We start from the raw sequence: 20,341 nt of genomic DNA, 5'->3' as shown, positions 1-20,341 counted from the left end.
AACCAGTCGTTCGCTTCTTAGAGAGAGGAGCCGGATCAAACCAGCAGCGCGAAAGGCAGGCGGGGCACCCGGCCGCTCCTGCGATATGAACTTTATAGCCACGTTCAGAACAATGCGTTCTCAAAAATTCCAGGAAGGTTCCTTTTGCCGTGTAACCCAGCCGCCTAGTGGATTTGCATCATTGCTCGAGAAGCTGATTCGGATGGGATCAGTGGACTTGGAAGGAAAAGGATGTCTGAAAATTTCTTTCGTAAAGAAGTGTTCGAGGCCAGACGCAACGAGTCAATCGGCCGCATTTCAGTGTCACAACCGCTTGGAGTTACGGCACTTTCCTGCCTGGCGTTGTTCTTTGCGGCGACGATCATCTGCGTGCTTCTCTTTGGAAGCTATTCGCGTCGTACCACCGTTGCCGGACACCTAAGCCCTTCAAAGGGGCTCTCTGTCATCTTGGCACCCTCCACGGGCGTTCTTACAGAACTACTAGTTCAGGAAGGGGAGCAGGTTGCAGCAGGGCAACGCATTGCCGTGGTCACCGTCCCCCGCGCTACTGGAGGTGATGGAGATACAGCAAAGGCCATTGACGACAGGCTCCGTGATCGGAGGCTGAGTCTTGACTCCGAGTCGTCTGCTGAGATGCAGCAACTCCTGCGAAAGGAGCGAGCTCTAGCTGCACAGATCGCGGCTGCCGAATTGGAAATCAAAGTGCTGAATGGTGAAATAGTCACCCGGCGCGAACAAGCGGCAATAGTTGGCTCGATTGTTGACCGCATGCGCCCTCTCACCGCAGAGGGCTTCGTTAGCCAACTCCAGGTCGATGAACAGATCGCGCGTAAGCTCGACTTTGCCGCCCAGGTGAGCTCACTAGAGCGTCAGCGCGCACAAAATGCACGCAACCTCAGTCAGCTTCGGCTAGGCATGGCAGATGTCGCCGAACAGATGATGGCCGCAAAGGCAGTCCATTCGCGGCAGATTGCTACGCTCGACCAGGAGCGCATCGAGAATGACGCCAGAGGCTCACTTGAAATACTTGCTCCTGTATCGGGAACCGTCTCCCTTCAGGGGGTAAAGTCGGGCCAAAGCATTCAGACTGGTCAGCAGTTGCTAAGCCTCATCTCGCAAGGCGATGTTCTTGAGGCCGAGTTTGATGTGCCAAGCCGAGCGATCGGATTCATATCAGAAGGCAACACCGTACACCTGCGATACCTCGCGTTCCCTTATCAGAAGTTCGGACATCACCTTGGAACGGTTTCCAGGATCAGCGCCAGCGCTTCAATACCTGACAATCGTCAGTCAGCCAGCAACGGGAACGATACTGACACCAAGTATCGCGTTGTTGTTAAGCCAAATTCACAAACTGTGTCAGTGTACGGCAGGAGCGAACCCCTTCGTGCGGGGATGCTGATCGAAGCGGACGTAATAGGTGAAAAGAGAACACTGGGTGAATGGCTTTTTGAACCGCTAATTTCAGTTAAGGGAGCTCTTTCAGGCTCCTAGACAGATTCCAGAAGTATCTGGAGCCCTGGTGCAAGGGAAATGCACCATTACTAAGGAGAAGTGCCAATGTTGGAGATGAACTCGGAACAGGTTGAGCTGGTCGACGGCGGAGCAATGTCCACCGAAAGCAAAATCATAATTGGAGCCGGTTGGCTCGTGTCGCCAGTGCTCGGCTTCGGCATGACGGTTGGCTACTACGTAAATGCAAAGTAATCAGAAACCAACTTCACTGAGTAAGGAGATTTAGCATGAAGGAAATGACGAACGAAGACGTAGCCAAGGTCGAAGGCGGCTTCCTGCAGTTCCTGGCTCCGGCCATGGGCGCATATTTCATGGCTGGATACAACATCGGCAAGGATCTGGCTGCGCGCGACAACGCACGTTGACGTAGCCACTCGCTCTTTCATTCAAGTGAGAACAGAAATGGCGAAGAATAGAGGGCTTTACTCGGTTTTCGGGATCCTCTTTGCAGTTTTGGCGGTAGCAAGCGCTGGCTACTCAATCGGCAAGAGTCTCGCCCTTGCCGACAACAGCGTACCAGCAGCATCTGGTCACAACTGAAGTTAAGGGTTGAGGATGGGGGTGCGCCCCGATCTTCAATCAAACGGATCATGGATGAAGAAGAAGACACAGGTTGTACTTCAATCTGAGGCCGCGGAATGCGGTATCGCATGCGTGGTTATGCTTGCATCACACTTTGGCCAGGGGATCCGGCTCTCTGAGGCCAGGAGGCGATTCCGCATATCCCTGAAGGGCGCCAAGCTAAGCCAGCTAATTGTCATGGCACAGAGTCTCGGGATGTCCACCAGGCCCGTCAGACTTGAAATGGAACACGTTCCAGACCTTAAGCTACCCTGCATCCTTCACTGGAAGCTAAATCACTTCGTCGTGCTTACTGGCGTATCCGGCAAATACATGACGATCATTGATCCGGCGATCGGTGAGAGGCGAGTTTCGATCAGTGAGTTTAGCGACAGCTTTACTGGCGTGGCTCTGGAGGCGGCGCCAGCGTTCGGCTTCCAGAAGAAGAAAAGGCCTCGCCCCGTCTCACTATCCGAGCTTACTGGGCCAGTTTGCGGCTTACGCACCTCACTCGCACAGATCGCCCTCCTCTCAGTTTGCCTACAGGTTCTTTTAGCCACTGCGCCCTTCTATATGCAGTGGGTAGTGGATCACGCACTTGTGTCAGCTGACACGAACATCCTTGCCGTACTGGGATTGGCCTTCGGCGCAGCGCTTCTACTACAAGTGGTCATCGGTTTCTTTAGAGGGTGGGCGGTCATTCACCTATCCGCGTTGTTAGGGGTGCAGTGGCTCGCAAACGTCTTCGCACACGCGATTCGTCTGCCGCTGGACTTCTTTGAGAGGCGCCACCTGGGCGACGTCACTTCACGTTTATCTTCCCTGCAAGCAATTCAAAGAACTCTGACAACGAGCTTTGTGGAGGCGCTAATCGATGGTTTGATGACGGCGGTATCGCTCATTCTTATGTTCGTTTACAACTGGAAGCTCGCGCTAATCAGCGTCGGGGCCATGGCAGTCTATCTGGCGGCACGGGCGTGCTTGTTCCAGCACCTTAGAGATCGCACCGAACAGCAACTAGTAGCCGCCGCCAATCAAGAGACGCATCTCTTAGAGTCCATTCGGGGGATTCAAAGCATCAAGGTGTCGGGCAAAGAAATTGGAAGAGAAACGACATTCTTGAACTTGATCCATACAACCACGGATAAGGATGTGCGACTATCACGAATTTCCCTGAGCTTCTCCTCAATAAGTCAGATGATTTTTGGCGTCGAGCGCGTCGCTGCGATCTGGATTGGTGCGTGGCTGACCATTCAGGGGATATTCTCGGTTGGAATGTTGATTGCATATCTGGCGTACAAGGATCAGTTTTCCATAAGAGTAGGGTCATTGGTTGACAAGTGGGTGGAACTCCGAATGCTCCGCCTTCATGGTGAGCGTCTAGGAGATATCGTTCTAGAAGAGTCAGAGAGCCAAGTGCCGATGCTTGATGGGCCTGACACCAAGTTCGGAGACATTGCCGTTGATGGTGTTGGATTTAGGTACTCTGAGAGCGAGCCCTGGATAATCAAAGATTGCAGCTTTACAGTCCGACAAGGGGAGTCGCTCGCAATCGTCGGCGCGTCAGGCGAAGGAAAGACAACGATGCTGAAGTTGATCCTTGGGCTGCTGAATCCGTCGGAAGGCTCAGTCCGAATAGATGGTATCGACATCCGCACGATTGGCGCGTCAACGGTAAGGAGTCGCATTGGGACTGTCATGCAGGACGACCAGTTGTTTGCCGGCAGCATCGCTGAGAACATTTCATTCTTTGATCCAGAGACGGATGCTGATCGTGTGATATGGGCGGCGACACTTGCGTGCGTTCACGACGACATTATCAGCATGCCGCTTGGATACGACGGCCTTATCGGCGACATGGGGAGTTCTCTTTCTGGCGGGCAAAAGCAAAGACTGGTTCTCGCGCGCGCGCTTTACAGAACGCCAGACATCCTTGTTCTGGACGAGGCCACGAGCCACCTAGACGTCATGCGAGAACAAGCCGTTAACACTGCGATTAGAGAACTCAACCTCACTCGCATCATAGTCGCCCACCGGCCGGAGACAATCGCCTCTGCGGATCGCGTTCTGGTTCTCGAAGGAGGACAAGTCGTTCAGGAGTTTCCCGGCAGTGCCGTAGATTTGTCACGGAGCAAAGAAGTGAATTCTGCTTCATTCCGATAAGTATCAATTGCAGCTCGCGCCGCTTCAGCCATGGCGTCCTCATCCGCCAACTACTTCGAATGAACTAGGCAGGCCTTATGCCGCGTCCGTAGGCTGGCGGCTTTAGCCACCAGCCGCATTGCATTGGGAACAGTATCTTCGGAAACAACGCCGCCTAGCGGCGCACACGGGTTGTCAGGTCCGCTATCGGCCAGAAGCGGGCATCCGTCCTATCCTCGATAAATCCTCCTAATCCCGCCCTTGCCTGATGTCTGTTTCCGACAACGAGCAAACTTTAGAAGTGCCCCAACTAAAACGCATGGCGCAGTCCATCCTCTATCGGCGAGGTACAAGTGGGCAAGCGTTGGATGGATAGAGCTGACGGCTGTCGCTCAACTTGCAAAGATTTCGCACCGTCAGGTAGGCAAAGCGCTTCGCCAGATAGTTCGGCCCATGCCCCTACTCAGGCGGCCCACCTAAGAGGTCAGACGCGGACATAGGTCCATGACTTGAGGCCCAGGCGCTTAGCCCAAGTCTTGGCCGTCGCCTTATCACCGGCGCCGAGTAGACGCGTCCGATCCAAATGATCGATGAGCTCCCATTTGCCCTCGCTGCCCTGTTCTGCCGGCTCATCGAAGCAATAGAACTGCATCACATCCTGAGTCGTGGCCAAGTAGTAATCAGCCGTAATTGCCTTTGGTTTCCCATCGGCCCCGAGGCCAGTGTTGTACGAAATGGTTGGCCGACGCGGCATTGCCCGTTCCTTGCGGATGTGACGTTGCTAACAACGATATCGGGAGGAGACACCCGCCACCACATGCAGGCCCTCTGCGTCGAGGAGTCAGCTCGCTCACGCCAAGGCTGAACTCCAAGGTGCGGCGTGGCGAAACCGTGATATCTGGCGAGTCGGCCGTCGTTGGTTGGTCCTGTGAGGGTGATTCAGATCCGGCGGAGGATTCGAATCCAGCCTCCAGCGACATGACGCAGCCCAAGGCGGGGTATTACGTTTTTGCATTGGCGCCAAGTGGGAGTGCGCCAATCGGAGTCAATTTCAATTCGGTGGGAACTGCTCGTTTCCAGAATTCGTTGGCAGGGAAATCTACAGGCGCCGCATGACCTCCGCGAGCGATGAATACGCGGGCCCAACAAACAACGGACCAATCAACGTCTATTGATGTCGCAATCAACGCTCCCGTGCGGCCGTGGCGACGGTGGACCGTGAGACGATTGCCGCTCCGTGAGCGTCGAGCCTTCGCAGCGCGTTCCGCCGGGTCGAGCCGGAGTTCCAGCTCAAGCCGCCGGGGGCCTTGACGCGTTCACGGGTACCCCGCTGATGGAGATGGCACGTGGGGCCGAATCCGGGACGCTCCCCTCAGTACACCCCAGGGCCGTTCAGAGCGCGGCCCTCAACCCCGGTATACTGGCGCCCTTTCAGGCCCCGGCCCCCAGGAACCCCTGCCACTCCGGCAGGGGCCCAGGCCCCCAGAGTCCCGCGATTCCATGTCCCAGCTGAACCCCAAAGTCGGCTTCGTCAGCCTTGGCTGCCCGAAGGCCCTTGTCGATTCCGAGCGCATCCTGACCCAGCTGCGGTCGGAGGGATACGACATCGTCCCGTCCTATGACTCGGCCGACGTGGTGGTGGTCAACACCTGCGGCTTCATCGACTCGGCGGTGACGGAGTCGCTGGACGCCATCGGCGAGGCGATGAACCAGAACGGCAAGGTCATCGTCACCGGCTGCCTGGGCAAGCGCCCCGAACAGATCCGTGAGGCGTACCCGAACGTGCTGGCGGTGTCCGGCCCGCAGGACTACCAGAGCGTGATGGAGGCGGTGCATGAGGCGCTACCGCCCCGGCATGATCCGTTCGTGGACCTGGTGCCCGACTACGGCATCAAGCTGACCCCGCGCCACTACGCCTATCTGAAGATTTCCGAAGGCTGCAACCACGCGTGCAGTTTCTGCATCATTCCGTCGATGCGCGGCAAGCTGGTCTCGCGCCCGGTCGATGAAGTGCTGCGCGAAGCCGAGCGCCTGGTCCGGGGCGGTGTGCGTGAGCTGCTGGTGGTATCGCAGGACACCTCCGCCTACGGCGTGGACGTGAAGTACGCCGAGAAGATGTGGCGCGACAAGGCGTACCAGACCCGCCTGAAGGCGCTGTGCGAGGGCCTGTCCGAACTGGACGCGTGGGTGCGCATGCACTACGTGTACCCGTACCCGCACGTGGATGACGTGGTGCCGTTGATGGCCGAGAACCGCATCCTGCCGTACCTGGACATTCCGTTCCAGCACGCCAGCCCGCGTATCCTGCGACTGATGAAGCGCCCCGGTGCGGTGGAAAAGACGCTGGAGCGCGTGCAGAACTGGCGCCGCATCGCGCCGGACATCACCGTGCGTTCGACCTTCATCGTCGGTTTCCCGGGCGAGACCGAAGCGGAGTTCGAGGAGCTGCTGTCGTTCCTCGATGAGGCGCAGCTGGACCGCGTGGGTGCGTTCGCGTATTCGCCGGTCGAGGGTGCTACCGCCAACGCTCTTCCGGACCCTGTCCCGGAAGAGGTGAAGCAGGAGCGCCTGGCGCGCTTCATGGAAAAGCAGGCACAGATCTCGGCCGCACGTCTGGAGGCCAAGATCGGCACGGTGCAGCAGTGCCTGGTCGATGCCATCGAAGGTGACATCGCCGTGGCCCGTTCCAGGGCCGATGCACCGGAAATCGATGGACTGGTGCATATCCAGAATGCCGACCAGGTGCCGCTGCGCGTAGGCGAATTCATCAACGTGGAAATCACCGAGAGCGACGAACACGATCTGTATGGCGACGCGCTGCCGCCGACCACGCGCCCGGCCTTCGACCTGAAGGTGCTCTGATCATGGCCGAGGGTACTGCCGGCCACGCTGGCAGCCCTCGGCGATTCGTGCCTCCGCCGCGCGCGGCGGTGGACCCGGCGGTGTTCGATCATCCGCTGTTTGCCCGGGTGCGTGCCTTCCGCGATCTTCTGTCCGGCGACCGCTGGCCGACCGTTGCCGAGCTGGATGCGCGGCTGGCGTTGCGCGGGCGGCGACTGGTCGAGCAGGATGCAGCGTTGCTGGCCGATGGCCTGCACTACGAAACGCGCATCGCGCAGGGGCGTATCGCCACCCGTGCGGCGAGCTGGCACGATCTGTTCAATGCACTGGTGTGGGCGTGTCACCCGCAGCTGAAGCACGCGCTCAACAGGCGGCAATGCCTGCATGTCGCCACGATGCCAAACGGTCAACGCAATCGCGCGCAGGCGGCGCTGACCCAGTTCGACGAGACCGGCGTGATCGTGTGCGTCCAGGACGATGCGCTGATCGCTGCGTGGGACGCCCACGATTGGCCGATGCTGTTCGCGCCGCCGCACTGGCAGGCCGGTCGCATCACCATCGCCGCGGTGTTCGGCCATGCACTGATGGAACAGGCGTTGCTGCCGGGGCGCCTGCTGGTCGGCAAGTGCGTGGTGGTGCGCGGCGATGATGAGGGTGCCTGCATCGAGACCGTGGCCCGGGCGATCGAGCAGGGCGCGACGGTGACCGATCCGCTGCAGCTGCGCCCGCTGCCACTGGCCGGAATCCCCGGCTGGTACCCGCAGCAGGACGCCGCCTTCCATGGCAACGCCGACTACTTCCGCCCGCTGCGGCAGGGCCGCCTGTACCCGCCGCCGCTCTTGCCCCGGTAGCGCCGGGCCATGCCCGGCGCTGGATTGACAGCAACGCCGGGAGGGCTCGGTGTTACGAAGACGGGTACTCGACGCTGATCACCGCGAAGGTGAACCGGCCGCCCGGCAGTTCCACCGAGAATTCATCGTCCAGGCGCTTCTTCAGCACGGCCCGCGCCAGCGGCGAGTCGATGCTGATCCAGCCCAGGCCGGCGTCGGTTTCATCCGGCCCAACGATGCGGTAACGGCTGGTCTCACCACTGTCGATGTTCTCCAGTTCGATCCATGCACCGAAGAACACCGCTTGTGGATCGGTCGGCGTGGTATCGACCACGCGCAGCGATTCGAGCCGCTTGGTCAGGTAGCGCACGCGGCGGTCGATTTCACCCAGCTGCTTCTTGCGGTAGGTGTACTCGGCGTTCTCCGAGCGGTCGCCCTCGGCGGCGGCAGCGGCCAGCGCCTTCACCACCTCGGGCCGGCGTACCCGCCACAGGTCGTCCAGCTCGGCTTTCAGCCGGGCGTGGCCGGCGGCGGTGATCAGGGCGGTGCTTTTCTCTGCGGGCGGACGCCAACGGGACATGTAATACAGCTTCTTCTCAGGAATACGAAAGGGCCTCAGCGCTTGCCGCCGAAGATGCCGCCCAGGATGCCGCGCACGATCTGGTTGCCCAGCTTGGTCCCGACCGTGCGCGTGGTCTGCTTGGCCATGGTTTCAATCATGCCCTGGCGACGCTTGGTGCCGAAGATCGCATCCTTGATCGCCTGGCCGAATCCACCTTCCTGTGCCTCGTCCTGCTCGCGGCTGCGCGCGGCCGGGGTCTGGGCCTGCTCCACGCTCTTCTGCGCCCGCTGGGCCAGCAGCTCGGCGGCCGATTCACGGTTGACCGCCGTGTCGTAGCGGCTGCCGACCGGGCTGCCGGCACGCACCTGTGCGCGCTCGGCCTCGGTGACCGGCCCCATCCGGCAGCGGGGCGGCGCGATCATCGTCTGCTGGACCGGCATCGGCACGCCCTTGTCCTGCAACGTGGAAACCAGTGCTTCACCGGTGCCGAGCTGGCTCAGCACCTTGGCGACATCCAGCTTCGGGTTCGGCACGAAGGTTTCGGCGGCGGTCCTGACCGCCTTCTGGTCGCGCGGCGTGAAGGCCCGCAGCGCGTGCTGCACGCGGTTGCCGAGCTGGCCCAGGATGTTGGAGGGCACGTCGTCGGGGAACTGCGAGCAGAAGTACACGCCCACGCCCTTGGAGCGGATCAGTCGCACCACCTGCTCGATGCGCTGCACCAGCGAGGAAGGCGCATCGTCGAACAGCAGGTGGGCCTCGTCGAAGATGAACACCAGCTTGGGCTTGTCGAGGTCGCCCACTTCCGGCAGCTGTTCGAACAGTTCCGACAGCAGCCAGAGCAGGAAGGTCGAGTACAGCTTGGGCTTGAGCACCAGCTGGTCGGCGGCGAGGATGCCGATCACACCGCGGCCGTCGTGATTGACCCGCATGATATCGGCCAGTTCCAGTGCCGGCTCGCCGAAGAAGTTCTCACCGCCGTCCTGCGCCAGCCGCAGCACGGCACGCTGGATCGCTGCGATCGACTGCGCGCTGACCAGTCCGTACTCGGTGGAAATGTCCTTGCGCTCTTCGGCGACCAGGCCGAGCAGGGCCCGCAGATCATCCATGTCCAGCAACAGCAGGCCGCGGTCGTCGGCCAGCTTGAACACGATGTCCAGCACGCCGGCCTGGGTGTCATTCAATTCGAGGATGCGCGCGAGCAGGGTCGGCCCCATCTCGCTGACGGTGGTGCGCACCGGGTGGCCGAGTTTTCCGTACAGGTCCCAGAAGATGGCCGGGCTGCCCGCTGGCGCATAGTCGGCCACGCCGATGTCCGCAGCGCGCTTCAGCAGCGCTTCGCTGCCCGTGCCGGGCACGGCCAGGCCGGACACGTCGCCCTTCACATCGGCGAGGAACACCGGAACCCCGAGCCGCGAGAATCCTTCGGCCAGGGTCATCAGGGTCACGGTCTTGCCGGTGCCGGTGGCGCCCGCCACCAGCCCGTGGCGGTTGCCCAGTTTCGGCAGCAGGGTAACGGCCACATCGTCGGTGATGCCTTTGCCGAGCAGAATCGGATCCATGGTCCAGCCCTTGTGGTGAATGCGCCCAATGTTAACCGGCAGCGATGACGGCCCGAAGGTCGGCTTGCCCCGACCTTGGCGGCGCCGCTACTCTGCCTGCCTGTTTCGCACACAGTGCCAAAAATGCCCGTTCCTGTCCTGATTTCCCGCACCTGGCCGCTGCTGGCCCTGGCTGGCCTGGTTTCCCTGGCCCCCGATGCCCACGCCCAGCGGGTTTCCGCCCGGGACAAAGTGAAGGTAGATGCCCTGCAGCAGCGCATGACGGCTGCCGAGAAGCGTTACAGCGATGCGCTGCTGCTGGTGGCCAACGCCGACCCCAAGGGCAGCAACGAGGCCGACGCGGCGCTGGAGGACATGGAGGATGTCATCAGTGAGTGCGTGAAGCAGAAGGGTTGTCAGATGAGCAACATGCTGGCCACCTACAAGCGCCTGCTCAAGCGCGATGCCGATGCGGCCGCGGAAGACGAGGGCGGTGAACTGCCCGCCGAGCGGCTGGAAGCCGACCCCGACCATATCGGTCCGTTGACCGCCGACGTGCCGGAAGCCGCACGCGCAGCGGCACTGCTCAACGACAAGCGGCACGCCTTCGACAACATGGTCGAGTACAACCCGGCCGTCCAGGCCGGCATCCGCCGCTGGCTGACCGACATGCGTCCGGCGCTGCTGACCAGCTACGAGAACTACCAGAACCTGCGTGCCGTGATGTGGCCGGAGTGGGAGAAGCGCGGCCTGCCCGAAGCGCTCCTGTTCGGCATCATGGCCAAGGAATCCAATGGGCGCGTGCATGCGTCCTCGCGCGCTGGCGCCGCCGGCCTGATGCAGTTCATGCCGGCCACCGGGCGGCGTTTCGGCCTCGGTCCGGACGGCACCGGGTTCGATACCCGCTTTGATGCCCACAGCGCTGCTGAAGCCAGTGCGACCTATCTCAACGAGCGCATGCGCGAGCTCAACAACAACATCGAGTTGTCGCTGGCCGGGTACAACGGGGGTGAAGGGCGCGCCCTGCGCGTGGCGCGCGAGAACCCGGGGCAGAGCTTCTGGGTCGACCGTGTCTACAACCAGTTCCCCGGTGAAACCAAGGATTACGTGCCGATGGTGATCGCTGCGGCGTGGATCTTCCTGCACCCCCAGCAGTACGGCGTGGAGTTCCCGAAGATCAGCGCGCAGCCGGCCACCCTGCGCCTGGCGCGCTCGACCACCATCTACGAGCTGACCATCTGCCTGGGCAGCCACGGCACCCGTGATGGCTACATGCGTGCGCTGCGCAACCTCAATCCGCGTTATGAGGCTGATGGCTGGATTCCGGCCGGCACCCTGATCAACGCAACCACCCGCATCGCGAGCCTGTATCAGCGCAACTGCGTGAGCGGACCGCGTGCCGACCTGGCGCGCACCCTGATTACGGCCGACCTCAACGCCGCCATCGTGCGGCCAAGCGCTGCCAGCTACACCGGCAGCGTGGCGGTGGGCGGCGTGGTGCCGGTGGCCGATGCGGCCAGTTCGACCAGCGTACCGACCGCACCGGTGGCGGCAGTGGCCGCGCCTCGGCCGGCACCGGCCGCGCGACCGAAGCCGGCACGCAGCTACAAGGTCGGCCGCGGCGAGACGCTGGGCCGCATCGCGGCCAAATTCCAGTGCGACGTGTCGACGCTGGCGCGCGCCAACGGTCTGAAGGCACCAGCCTACAGCCTGCGCCACGGCCAGGTGCTGAAGCTGCAGGGCTGCGAAAAGTAATCTCCACGACCTCTGGAACTGCCATGGACCTTGAAGCAACCCGCAACCTGTTCGCCAATCTGCGCGAAAACACCGACTGGGACATCAGCGGCCCGCTGCTGTGGGGCTATTTCTTCGTGCATTCCACTGCCAAGCCGCTGCAGGCACTGGCCGCGCATCTGCAGGCGCAGGGCTACACCCTGGTGGAGGTGTTCGAGCAGGAGCCGGACGAGGGGGACGCGCCGTTCCACGTGCTGCATGTGGAGCGCGTGGAGGTCCACGACGAAGCGTCGCTGGATCGCCGCAACCAGGAGCTGGCAGCGCTGGCAGCGCAGATGGGTGTGGAAGACTACGACGGCATGGACGTCGGCCCGGCCCCCACCCTGCAGTAGGGGCCTGTGCGTAGTGCCGGGCGCGTGCCCGGCGCTGCGCAGCAACCCGGTGGCGGGATTGTCAGCGCAGCGTGGCCAGGGCCTGGCCGAGCTGCACCGGTGACTCCGCCGCCAGGTGTGGAGCGAACTCCGCCACGCCCGGCGGCAGCAGCACGACCACGGTCGAGCCATAGTTGAAGCGTGCCATCTCCGCGAAGCGCTCCAGGCGGATGCCCTGGCCGCGATAGTCCTTGCGGGTGATGCGGTCACCGTACTGAGGGATCTCCTCACCGCTCCACACTGTCTCCACGCCGGAGACGAGCAGCGCGCCGACCATCACGCTCACCATCGGGCCGAAGCTGGTATCGAAATGGCAGACTAGGCGCTCGTTGCGTGCGAACAGGCGTGGCACGCCTGCCACGGCGGCCGGACCCACGCTGAAAAGGCGGCCTGGCACATGCACGGTCTCGCGCAGGGTGCCGGTCCAGGGCATGTGCACACGGTGGTAGTCGCGCGGGGACAGGTAGACGGTCGCGTACAGGCCGTCGTTGAACGGTTTGGCGTCCTCGGCGCTGCCCAGCAGCTCGGCGGCGGTGAACGACTGGCCCTTGGCCTGGAAGATGCGGCCGGCCTCGATGTTGCCGAGCTGGCTGACACGGCCGTCGGCCGGCATCACCAGGGTGCGCGGATCGACATCGGCCACGCGTGCGCCCGGTTTCAGCGCACGGGTGAAGAACTGGTTGAAGGTGGCGTAACTGCGCGGGTCGGGGTTGGCGGCTTCGTCCAGATTGACGTTGAACCTGCGGCTGACGGTGTCGATCAGCCAGCGCGACACGCGCGGGTTGTCCGAGTACGCCAGCGAGCGCGCCATCGAGGACAACAGGCGATGGGGCAGGGCGTATGTCAGGGCGGTGGTGAGGCTCATGGGGCGGTTTTCTCGGTCAGCTTCTGCAGGTCGCGGGCGATCGCCGGCGCGTTGAACGGGGGCCGCACCAGGCCGGCGAGCCGGCCCTGCGGATCGAGCACGGCCAGGCTGGCCGAGTGCTCGACGGTGTAATCCTCGGGATTCTCGTCGAAATGCTTGCCCGGCACCTTCTGGAACACGAAGCCCAGTGCGGTGGCGAAGCGTTCCAGCGAAGGGACGTCGGCGGTGGCCGCCAGGGTGTCCTTGTGGAAGCCGTGCGCGTACTCGCCAAGGCGGGTGGCGCTGTCGCGCTCGGGATCGACGGAGACGAACAGCACCCGCGGACGCAGCCCGTCGGGCAGTGCTTCCCACTGCTGCTGCGCACCGGCCAGTTCGGCCAGGGTGGTCGGGCACACGTCGGGGCAGAAGGTGAACCCCAGGAACACCAAGGTCCAATGGCCCTTCAGCTCGCCCGGAATGAGCCGCGTGCCATCGGACTGGGCCAGGTTGAAGTCGGGCAGCTCGCGCGGCTGCGGGTACAGGGTGATCGCTTCGGTGGCCGGCTGGCCGGCCGGGGGCTTCGGAGCAAAGACCTGCTGCGCGGCGAGCAGGCCCAGGCCCGCCGCCAGGGCGATCAGCAGGATGATGCCGACGTTGCGATTGAACATGGGAGCCCCCGCGCGAAGTGGTCCCCATCATACCGGCTGCGGCCTGATCGTTTCCGTCGCAACGGATGCCGGCGCAGGCGCCAGCCCCTATAATCGGGGGCCACTTTGCCCGCAGTACCGCCATGACCGCTGAAACGGCCGCCGAACTCCACACGATCATCGACCTGATCCGCTACGGCACCAGCCGTTTCAACGCCGCCGGGCTGACCTTCGGGCACAGCTACGACAACGCCCTGGACGAAGCGACCCAACTGGTGCTGCACAGCCTGCACCTGCCGCATGACCTGGGCCCGGCGTATGGCCAGGCGCGGTTGCTGCAGGAGGAGAAGGTGCGGGTGCTGGAGCTGTTCCAGCGCCGCATCGACGAACGTATCCCGGCCGCCTACCTGACTGGCGAGGCGTGGTTCGCCGGCCTGAGCTTCAAGAGCGACGCGCGCGCCCTGGTGCCGCGTTCGCCGATCGCCGAGCTGATCGAGTGTGGTTTCGAACCATGGCTGGCCGGCCGCGACGTCAGCCGCGCGCTGGATCTGTGCACGGGTTCGGGCTGCATCGCCATCGCCATGGGCCACTATTACCCGAACTGGGAGGTGGACGGCGTGGACCTGAGCGACGACGCACTGTCGCTGGCCGAAGAGAACAAGGAGCGCCTGCAGGCGCACAACGTCACGCTGATCAAGTCCGACCTGTTCAGTGGCCTGACCGGCCGCCATTACGACCTGATCGTCACCAACCCGCCGTACGTCACCAACGACGAGACCGATGCCCTGCCGCAGGAATATTCCTACGAGCCGGAAATGGGCCTGCGTGCCGGCGATGACGGCCTGGACCTGGTGCTGAAGATCCTGCGCGATGCGCCGCTGCACCTGAGCGAGGACGGCCTGCTGATCTGCGAAGTGGGCGAGTCCGAGCAGCACCTGGTCAAGCTGCTGCCGGAAGTGGACTTCGCCTGGATCGAGTTCAAGGTCGGGCAGATGGGCATTTTCGCGGTCGAATGCCGCGAGCTGATCGCCCACAGCGCCCGCATCACCGAACTGGCGGCGCAACGGCCGTGAGCTCCAATTCGTTCGGCAAGCTGTTCACCGTCACCACGTTCGGCGAGTCGCACGGGCCGGCCATCGGCTGCGTGATCGATGGCTGTCCGCCCGGGCTGGCGCTGGACGCGGCCGAGTTTGCCCACGATCTGCAGCGCCGTGCCACCGGCAAGAGCCGGCACACGTCGGCGCGGCGCGAGGCCGATGAGGTCGAGATCCTGTCCGGCGTGTACGAGGGCCTGACCACCGGCACGCCGATCGCGCTGCTGATCCGCAACACCGATCAGCGCAGCAAGGACTACGCGAACATCGGCCAGCAGTTCCGGCCGGGCCATGCCGACTACAGCTACTGGCACAAGTACGGCATCCGCGATCCGCGGGGCGGTGGCCGTTCCTCGGCGCGCGAGACCACCATGCGCGTGGCCGCGGGCGTGGTCGCCAAGAAGTGGTTGGCCGAGCGCTTCGGCGTCACCGTGCGCGGGTATCTGTCGCAGCTGGGCGGGATCACTCCTGCAGGTTTCGACTGGTCGGCGGTGGAAGACAATCCGTTCTTCTGGCCGCACGCCGCGCAGGTGCCGGAGCTGGAGGCGTACATGGATGCGCTGCGCAAGTCCGGCGATTCGGTCGGCGCGCGCGTGGACGTGGTTGCCGACAACGTGCCCCCGGGCTGGGGCGAGCCGATCTACGGCAAGCTCGATGGCGAGCTTGCGGCGGCGCTGATGAGCATCAACGCGGTCAAGGGCGTGGAGATCGGCGACGGGTTCGCCAGCGCGGCCCAGAAGGGCACCGAACATCGTGACCTGCTGACCCCGCAGGGTTTCGCCAGCAATCACGCGGGCGGCATCCTGGGCGGCATTTCCACCGGCCAGCCGGTGGTTGCGTCGATGGTGTTGAAGCCGACCTCCAGCCTGCGCCTGCCGGGCCCATCGCTGGACACCGCCGGCAACGTGGTCGAAGTGGTCACCACTGGCCGCCATGATCCCTGCGTCGGCATCCGCGCCACGCCGATCGCCGAAGCGATGGTGGCGCTGGTGCTGATGGACCAGGCATTGCGTCACCGCGCGCAATGCGGCGATGTCGGCACCATCACGCCCCGCATTCCCGGGCAGGTCGATGGCTGAAACGCGGCCGACGGTGTGGGTGAGCCAGCCGCTGATCGAGGCGGTCATCGCGCCGCTGCGTGATCGCGTGCAGCTGCGCACCACCGACGCCGTCACCGTGTGGTCGGCTGAGCAGATCGCCGCACAACTGGCCAGCGCCGATGGCGCGATCATCACCCTCAACGAGCGTATCGGCGCGGCCGAGCTGGCCAATGCCTCGCGGCTGCAGGTCGTTGCCAACGTCGGCGTGGGCTACAACAACCTGGATGTGACCGCGCTCAGCGCGGCGGGCATCCTGGCCAGCAATACCCCCGACGTGCTTACCGAGACCACCGCCGATCTGGGCTTCGCACTGCTGATGGCCGCCGCGCGCCGGATCACCGAATCCGAGCGCTGGCTGCGTGAAGGGCACTGGCAGCAATGGTCGTTCCAGACCATGCTCGGTGCCGACATCCACGGCAGCACCCTGGGCATTCTCGGCATGGGGCGGATCGGCCAGGGCATCGCCCGTCGCGGCGCGCATGGTTTCGGCATGAAGGTGCTGTACCACAACCGCTCGCGACTGCCAGCAGATGCCGAAGCAGCAGTCGGTGCCGCTTATGTCGATCTGGATACGCTGCTGGCGCAGTCCGACCATCTGGTGCTCGTGCTGCCTTACACCCCGGCCTCGCACCACCTGATCGACGCCGCTGCGCTGGCGAAGATGAAACCGACGGCCACGCTGGTGAACATCGCGCGCGGAGGCCTGGTCGACGAAACAGCGCTGGCCGATGCACTGGCCCATGGGCGCCTGGCCGCTGCCGGGCTGGACGTCTACGAAGGCGAGCCGGCCGTACGCCCGGAACTGCTGGCGCTGCGCAACGTCGTGCTGACCCCGCACATCGGCAGCGCTTCGCTGGCCACGCGTACGGCGATGGTGCAGCGGGCCGTGGACAACCTGCTGGCCGCGCTCGGCCTGGCCGGCGGGCCGGCGCACATGCCGAGCGCGATCAATGCCGACGCGGCGCTGGCCGCACGTGCCGCCCTGGGCAAAAAAAACGGGAAACGATAGGGAGCCTCCGCGCGTTCCGTCCGAGGAGGTTCCCCGAACCCAGCTGTCGTGCGTGAATTTTTCCCATCCGTTTTCTTGAGAGTTCCCCCATGAGCAATGCACAACGCCGCTTCCATGTCGCCATCGTCGGTGCCACCGGCGCCGTCGGCGAGACCATGCTGGCCATCTTGGCCGAGCGCGGTTTCCCGGTCGGAACCCTGAGCCTGCTTGCCTCCGAGCGTTCGGCCGGTGGTGAGGTCGAGTTCAACGGCGAGAAGGTCAGGATCCAGGACCTGGCGAGCTTCGATCCGAAGGGTGTGGAGATCGCCCTGTTCTCCGCAGGTGGCAGCGTCTCCAAGGAGTACGCACCGAAGTTCGCCGCCGCCGGTGCGGTGGTGATCGACAACTCCTCGGCCTTCCGTTACGACGATGACGTGCCGCTGGTGGTATCGGAGGTCAATCCGGACCAGATCGGCAATCGTCCGCGCGGCATCATCGCCAACCCCAACTGCTCGACCATGCAGATGCTGGTCGCGCTGGCGCCGCTGCATCGTCGCTATGGCATCGAGCGCATCAACGTCTCCACCTATCAGTCGGTGTCCGGCGGTGGACGCTCCGCACTGGAGGAGCTGGGCAAGCAGACCGGCCAGCTGCTGAGTTTCCAGGAGATCGATCCGCAGCGTTTCCCGGTGCAGATCGCCTTCAACCTGATCCCGCACATCGACGACTTCCAGGACAACGGCTTCACCAAGGAAGAAATGAAGCTGGTGTGGGAAACCCGCAAGATCCTGGGCGACGACAGCATCCTGGTGAACCCGACCGCGGTGCGCGTGCCGGTGTTCTACGGCCATTCCGAGTCGGTGGCGATCGAGACCCGCGACAAGGTCACCGTGGCCGAGGCCCGTGCGCTGCTTGAACAGTCGCCCGGCATCGAGGTGGTCGACCGCCATGAAGCCGGCGGCTATCCGACGCCGGTCACCCACGCATCGGGCACCGATGCGGTGTACGTCGGCCGCATCCGCGAGGATCTGTCGCATCCGCGTGGCCTCAATCTGTGGATCGTGTCGGACAACGTGCGCAAGGGCGCAGCCCTGAACGCGGTGCAGCTGGCAGAGCTGGTCGCTGCCGAGCAGCGTTGATCGACAGCCCGGGCGCCCTGGGCTGCTCTGTGCGTGCGGACCCCGGTCCGCACGCTTTATAGTGTCGCCCATGAATAAACGGGCCAAGGGCGCATCGCGCCCGCTCACCTATCTGTCTGCCGCACTGCTGGCTCTGGCCAGCAGTCCGGTGTTCGCGCTGGGGCTGGGCGACATCCGCGTCCTGTCCAGACCCGGTCAGCCGCTGCTGGCGGAGATTCCGGTGGTGTCCGCCGATCCTTCGGAGCTGGAGAATCTGCGCGTGGCGCTGGCATCGCCAGCCACGTTCGAACGTGTCGGCCTGCAACAGCCGACCGGCCTGGTGGGCGAGCTCCAGTTCGAGCTGACCCGCAATGCGCAGGGGCGGGCCGTGGTGCGGGTCACCTCGCAGATGCCGGTGGAGACGCCGTCGCTGAGCTTCCTGGTCGAGGCCGACTGGGGGCAGGGACGGTTGGTGCGCGAGTATTCGGCCCTGATCGATGCGCCCTCCAGCGCGCTGGCCGTGGCGGAACCGGAAATCGTCGCACCGGCGGGCACGCTCTCCAATACCATCGCCCGCGATCCGCCCGCCGAGGCGGCGGTACCGGCGCCTGCACAGGGCGGGACGCCGGCCAGTGCGACCACGGCGGCTGCACCGGTGCGTCCGCGCGCTGCCGCTGCACCGTCGTTGCCGCCGGCTGCCGATGGCAGCATCACCGTGCAGCGCGGGCAGACCTTGTCGCAGATCGCCAGCGCGGTCGCCCGCGGCAACCAGGTCAGCCGCGACCGGGCGATGATTGCGCTGCTGCGTGCCAATCCCGAGGCCTTCATCCGGGGCAACATCAACCTGCTCAAACAGGGTGCGGTACTGCGCATGCCCGGCAGTGACGCGCTGGCGGCGGTGGATGCGGCCGAAGCCGGTGCCCTGGTCCGCGAACACGCCGCGCAGTGGCGGCAGGCGCGTACCGTGCCGCAGCCGGCAGGCGTTCCTGCACCTGCGGTCGCTGCGCGGGCCACTTCTCCGGCCGCCGCGGCCGGGGCACGACTTGAGATCGCCCCGGCGCTGGCGTCCGACGCCGCGCACGCGGGCACAACCACCGGCACCGGAGCCGGCAGCGAGGGTGACATGCTGGGCAACGAACAACTTCGCCAGGCGCGCGAGGACATCGCCACCCGCGATGCCGAGATCGGCGAGCTGAAACAGCGTGTGGCCGAACTGGAAACGCTGAAGGCACAACAGCAGTCGCTGATCGCGATGAAGGACAACGACCTGGCGGCGGCTCAGCAACGGCTGGCACAGGCGCCGGGCGCGCGTGACGCCGGAACGCCGTGGTACTGGCTGGGACTGCCGGTGCTGCTGGTGCTGGCAGGCGCCGCATGGTTGCTGCGCCGTCGCAAGCCATCGCCGCTGCCGCCGCTGCGCGAGGAGGACGATGCCGCAGCTCTGGCGGCGGCCGTGCCGGCCGGTGCGGCGCTTGATACGCTGGCCGAGCAGTCTGCGTGGTCTACCGCCGATGCCGACAGCGGGCGCCAGGAGCCGGCGATGCCGGCCTGGGCGACGATCGCCGACGCCCGATCCGAAGACGGATCGGGCGGCACGGACGGGCAGCCGTCGGGCGATGGCAAGGACGAGGCACCGTTGCCGGAACCCGTGACCGACCTGCCGCGCTGGGACGAACCGGTGGACGAGAGGGGTGTTGGCCGGCCGACGGCCCAGGAAGCCGATTCCGGGGTTTCGGTCCCGGACTACGCGCTGCATGCCGAGCAGCAGCCGCAGTTCCGCGGCGTGTTCGACCTGCCCGCCGATCTGCAGGACAACGACGCCCCGTCGGTGGAGGATGCCGGCGACACATGGTCGCCCCGCGCCGGGCAGGAACGCCTGGAACTGGCGATCGCCTACCTGGATCTGGGCGACGCACAGACCGCGCGTACCCTGCTGCTGGAGGTTGCCGAAGGGGGCGACCCGGACTGCCAGGCGCAGGCGCGCGAGCTGCTGGCCCGGCTGCCGTGACCGATACCTTCGACAAGGACCCTGCCATGACCCGCGAGCGTCGCATCGACTATGTTGAGTTCGCGTCCCGCGACCCGGCCGCCAGCCGTGCCTTCTTCGAGAAGGTGTTCGGCTGGTCGTTCGTCGATTACGGCAGCGACTACACCGCCTTCGACGATGGTCGCCTGCAGGGCGGCTTCTTCCGCGGCCAGCCGCAACGCGCCACCGAAGGCGCCCCGCTGCTGGTGCTGTACGCCGATCAGCTGGCCCCGGTCGAAATGGCCGTGCGCCAGGCGGGTGGTGAGGTGGTGCGGCCGGTGTTCTCCTTCCCGGGCGGCAGCCGCTTCCAGTTCGTCGAACCCGGTGGCAATGAACTGGCGGTCTGGTCGGAACGCGATCCGGCCTGAGC

At 64.3% G+C, this 20,341-nt stretch carries 19 protein-coding genes; 14 read left to right on the top strand and 5 right to left on the bottom strand.

From position 1 onward, the window contains the following. The first annotated feature begins 231 nt into the window (after positions 1–231). The 4 genes from ACVOMM_RS04940 (at position 232) to ACVOMM_RS04925 (ending at position 4,239) form a co-directional block, all read left to right on the top strand. Entirely contained in the window at positions 232–1,494 is a 1,263-nt protein-coding gene (locus tag ACVOMM_RS04940) for an HlyD family secretion protein (protein WP_481525943.1), read from the top strand. Between the two features lie 66 nt (positions 1,495–1,560). Beyond that, on the top strand, positions 1,561–1,707 hold the full coding sequence (locus tag ACVOMM_RS04935) for a hypothetical protein (protein ID WP_154582323.1): 147 nt from the start codon (positions 1,561–1,563) through the stop codon (positions 1,705–1,707). A gap of 35 nt (positions 1,708–1,742) precedes the next feature. After that, positions 1,743–1,880 carry a hypothetical protein gene (locus tag ACVOMM_RS04930; RefSeq protein WP_460255892.1) on the top strand — a complete coding sequence of 46 codons (138 nt, stop codon included), beginning with the start codon at positions 1,743–1,745 and terminating at the stop codon, positions 1,878–1,880. A 229-nt stretch (positions 1,881–2,109) separates the two neighbouring features. Next, positions 2,110–4,239: a peptidase domain-containing ABC transporter gene (locus ACVOMM_RS04925; protein WP_481525942.1), complete on the top strand. Its 2,130-nt coding sequence runs from the start codon at positions 2,110–2,112 to the stop codon at positions 4,237–4,239. A 463-nt stretch (positions 4,240–4,702) separates the two neighbouring features. Here the strand turns inward: ACVOMM_RS04925 and ACVOMM_RS04920 are convergent, their stop codons facing one another. Further along, a complete protein-coding gene (locus tag ACVOMM_RS04920; RefSeq protein WP_460255890.1) occupies positions 4,703–4,972 on the bottom strand; it encodes a hypothetical protein in 270 nt (89 codons plus the stop codon). A gap of 746 nt (positions 4,973–5,718) precedes the next feature. Here ACVOMM_RS04920 and rimO point away from each other — a divergent pair. Further along, positions 5,719–7,080, top strand: a complete 1,362-nt coding sequence (gene rimO / locus ACVOMM_RS04915; protein WP_053516842.1) for a 30S ribosomal protein S12 methylthiotransferase RimO — start codon at positions 5,719–5,721, stop codon at positions 7,078–7,080. 2 nt (positions 7,081–7,082) lie between these two features. Then, the gene (locus ACVOMM_RS04910; RefSeq protein WP_481525941.1) at positions 7,083–7,910 is read left to right on the top strand and encodes a DUF3025 domain-containing protein; all 828 of its coding nucleotides are present in this window, start codon (positions 7,083–7,085) and stop codon (positions 7,908–7,910) included. A gap of 52 nt (positions 7,911–7,962) precedes the next feature. Here the strand turns inward: ACVOMM_RS04910 and greB are convergent, their stop codons facing one another. Both greB and ACVOMM_RS04900 read right to left on the bottom strand, forming a co-directional pair. Further along, a complete protein-coding gene (gene greB / locus ACVOMM_RS04905) occupies positions 7,963–8,469 on the bottom strand; it encodes a transcription elongation factor GreB (protein ID WP_053516845.1) in 507 nt (168 codons plus the stop codon). A 35-nt stretch (positions 8,470–8,504) separates the two neighbouring features. Further along, positions 8,505–10,010: a helicase HerA-like domain-containing protein gene (locus ACVOMM_RS04900; protein ID WP_053516846.1), complete on the bottom strand. Its 1,506-nt coding sequence runs from the start codon at positions 10,008–10,010 to the stop codon at positions 8,505–8,507. 123 nt (positions 10,011–10,133) lie between these two features. On the opposite strand from ACVOMM_RS04900, the gene ACVOMM_RS04895 reads away from it, so the two are divergent. After that, the gene (locus tag ACVOMM_RS04895; RefSeq protein ID WP_445394225.1) at positions 10,134–11,744 is read left to right on the top strand and encodes a transglycosylase SLT domain-containing protein; all 1,611 of its coding nucleotides are present in this window, start codon (positions 10,134–10,136) and stop codon (positions 11,742–11,744) included. A gap of 23 nt (positions 11,745–11,767) precedes the next feature. Then, entirely contained in the window at positions 11,768–12,115 is a 348-nt protein-coding gene (locus tag ACVOMM_RS04890; RefSeq protein WP_164152032.1) for a ribonuclease E inhibitor RraB, read from the top strand. 61 nt (positions 12,116–12,176) lie between these two features. Here the strand turns inward: ACVOMM_RS04890 and asd are convergent, their stop codons facing one another. Further along, positions 12,177–13,019 carry an archaetidylserine decarboxylase gene (gene asd, locus ACVOMM_RS04885; protein WP_481525940.1) on the bottom strand — a complete coding sequence of 281 codons (843 nt, stop codon included), beginning with the start codon at positions 13,017–13,019 and terminating at the stop codon, positions 12,177–12,179. Beyond that, the gene (locus tag ACVOMM_RS04880) at positions 13,016–13,666 is read right to left on the bottom strand and encodes an SCO family protein (protein WP_065174897.1); all 651 of its coding nucleotides are present in this window, start codon (positions 13,664–13,666) and stop codon (positions 13,016–13,018) included. Before ACVOMM_RS04880 ends, asd begins: the two co-directional genes overlap by 4 nt. A gap of 122 nt (positions 13,667–13,788) precedes the next feature. Here ACVOMM_RS04880 and prmB point away from each other — a divergent pair, with 122 nt between their 5' ends. From prmB to ACVOMM_RS04850, 6 genes are all read left to right on the top strand, one after another. After that, positions 13,789–14,718 (top strand): 50S ribosomal protein L3 N(5)-glutamine methyltransferase, encoded by a 930-nt coding sequence (gene prmB / locus ACVOMM_RS04875; protein ID WP_053516852.1) that lies wholly within the window; start codon positions 13,789–13,791, stop codon positions 14,716–14,718. Continuing rightward, positions 14,715–15,818: a chorismate synthase gene (aroC, locus tag ACVOMM_RS04870; protein ID WP_053516854.1), complete on the top strand. Its 1,104-nt coding sequence runs from the start codon at positions 14,715–14,717 to the stop codon at positions 15,816–15,818. The genes prmB and aroC overlap by 4 nt, the downstream gene beginning before the upstream one ends. Then, positions 15,811–16,848 carry a 2-hydroxyacid dehydrogenase gene (locus ACVOMM_RS04865; protein ID WP_481525939.1) on the top strand — a complete coding sequence of 346 codons (1,038 nt, stop codon included), beginning with the start codon at positions 15,811–15,813 and terminating at the stop codon, positions 16,846–16,848. The genes aroC and ACVOMM_RS04865 overlap by 8 nt, the downstream gene beginning before the upstream one ends. Before the next feature lie 89 nt (positions 16,849–16,937). Beyond that, positions 16,938–17,966, top strand: a complete 1,029-nt coding sequence (locus ACVOMM_RS04860; RefSeq protein WP_053516858.1) for an aspartate-semialdehyde dehydrogenase — start codon at positions 16,938–16,940, stop codon at positions 17,964–17,966. A gap of 70 nt (positions 17,967–18,036) precedes the next feature. After that, positions 18,037–19,953 carry a motility hub landmark protein FimV gene (locus ACVOMM_RS04855; protein ID WP_481504835.1) on the top strand — a complete coding sequence of 639 codons (1,917 nt, stop codon included), beginning with the start codon at positions 18,037–18,039 and terminating at the stop codon, positions 19,951–19,953. A 26-nt stretch (positions 19,954–19,979) separates the two neighbouring features. Next, positions 19,980–20,339 carry a VOC family protein gene (locus tag ACVOMM_RS04850; RefSeq protein ID WP_065174912.1) on the top strand — a complete coding sequence of 120 codons (360 nt, stop codon included), beginning with the start codon at positions 19,980–19,982 and terminating at the stop codon, positions 20,337–20,339. Positions 20,340–20,341 lie beyond the last annotated feature (2 nt).

It is taken from the genome of Stenotrophomonas sp. STEN009, assembly GCF_056760395.1.
Note: the sequence above shows the minus strand (reverse complement) of the source record. Positions and strands in the feature narration are given on the sequence as shown.

What these genes read in the sequence shown, in the direction of transcription:
- ACVOMM_RS04900 (WP_053516846.1), bottom strand. Translation starts at nt 10,010, where the DNA reads ATGGATCCGATTCTGCTCGGCAAAGGCATCACCGACGATGTGGCCGTT.
- ACVOMM_RS04920 (WP_460255890.1), bottom strand. Translation starts at nt 4,972, where the DNA reads ATGCCGCGTCGGCCAACCATTTCGTACAACACTGGCCTCGGGGCCGAT.
- ACVOMM_RS04935 (WP_154582323.1), top strand. Translation starts at nt 1,561, where the DNA reads ATGTTGGAGATGAACTCGGAACAGGTTGAGCTGGTCGACGGCGGAGCA.
- ACVOMM_RS04880 (WP_065174897.1), bottom strand. Translation starts at nt 13,666, where the DNA reads ATGTTCAATCGCAACGTCGGCATCATCCTGCTGATCGCCCTGGCGGCG.
- ACVOMM_RS04895 (WP_445394225.1), top strand. Translation starts at nt 10,134, where the DNA reads ATGCCCGTTCCTGTCCTGATTTCCCGCACCTGGCCGCTGCTGGCCCTG.
- prmB (WP_053516852.1), top strand. Translation starts at nt 13,789, where the DNA reads ATGACCGCTGAAACGGCCGCCGAACTCCACACGATCATCGACCTGATC.
- ACVOMM_RS04855 (WP_481504835.1), top strand. Translation starts at nt 18,037, where the DNA reads ATGAATAAACGGGCCAAGGGCGCATCGCGCCCGCTCACCTATCTGTCT.
- greB (WP_053516845.1), bottom strand. Translation starts at nt 8,469, where the DNA reads ATGTCCCGTTGGCGTCCGCCCGCAGAGAAAAGCACCGCCCTGATCACC.
- ACVOMM_RS04865 (WP_481525939.1), top strand. Translation starts at nt 15,811, where the DNA reads ATGGCTGAAACGCGGCCGACGGTGTGGGTGAGCCAGCCGCTGATCGAG.
- ACVOMM_RS04860 (WP_053516858.1), top strand. Translation starts at nt 16,938, where the DNA reads ATGAGCAATGCACAACGCCGCTTCCATGTCGCCATCGTCGGTGCCACC.
- ACVOMM_RS04910 (WP_481525941.1), top strand. Translation starts at nt 7,083, where the DNA reads ATGGCCGAGGGTACTGCCGGCCACGCTGGCAGCCCTCGGCGATTCGTG.
- ACVOMM_RS04850 (WP_065174912.1), top strand. Translation starts at nt 19,980, where the DNA reads ATGACCCGCGAGCGTCGCATCGACTATGTTGAGTTCGCGTCCCGCGAC.
- ACVOMM_RS04940 (WP_481525943.1), top strand. Translation starts at nt 232, where the DNA reads ATGTCTGAAAATTTCTTTCGTAAAGAAGTGTTCGAGGCCAGACGCAAC.
- rimO (WP_053516842.1), top strand. Translation starts at nt 5,719, where the DNA reads ATGTCCCAGCTGAACCCCAAAGTCGGCTTCGTCAGCCTTGGCTGCCCG.
- ACVOMM_RS04925 (WP_481525942.1), top strand. Translation starts at nt 2,110, where the DNA reads ATGAAGAAGAAGACACAGGTTGTACTTCAATCTGAGGCCGCGGAATGC.
- asd (WP_481525940.1), bottom strand. Translation starts at nt 13,019, where the DNA reads ATGAGCCTCACCACCGCCCTGACATACGCCCTGCCCCATCGCCTGTTG.
- ACVOMM_RS04890 (WP_164152032.1), top strand. Translation starts at nt 11,768, where the DNA reads ATGGACCTTGAAGCAACCCGCAACCTGTTCGCCAATCTGCGCGAAAAC.
- ACVOMM_RS04930 (WP_460255892.1), top strand. Translation starts at nt 1,743, where the DNA reads ATGAAGGAAATGACGAACGAAGACGTAGCCAAGGTCGAAGGCGGCTTC.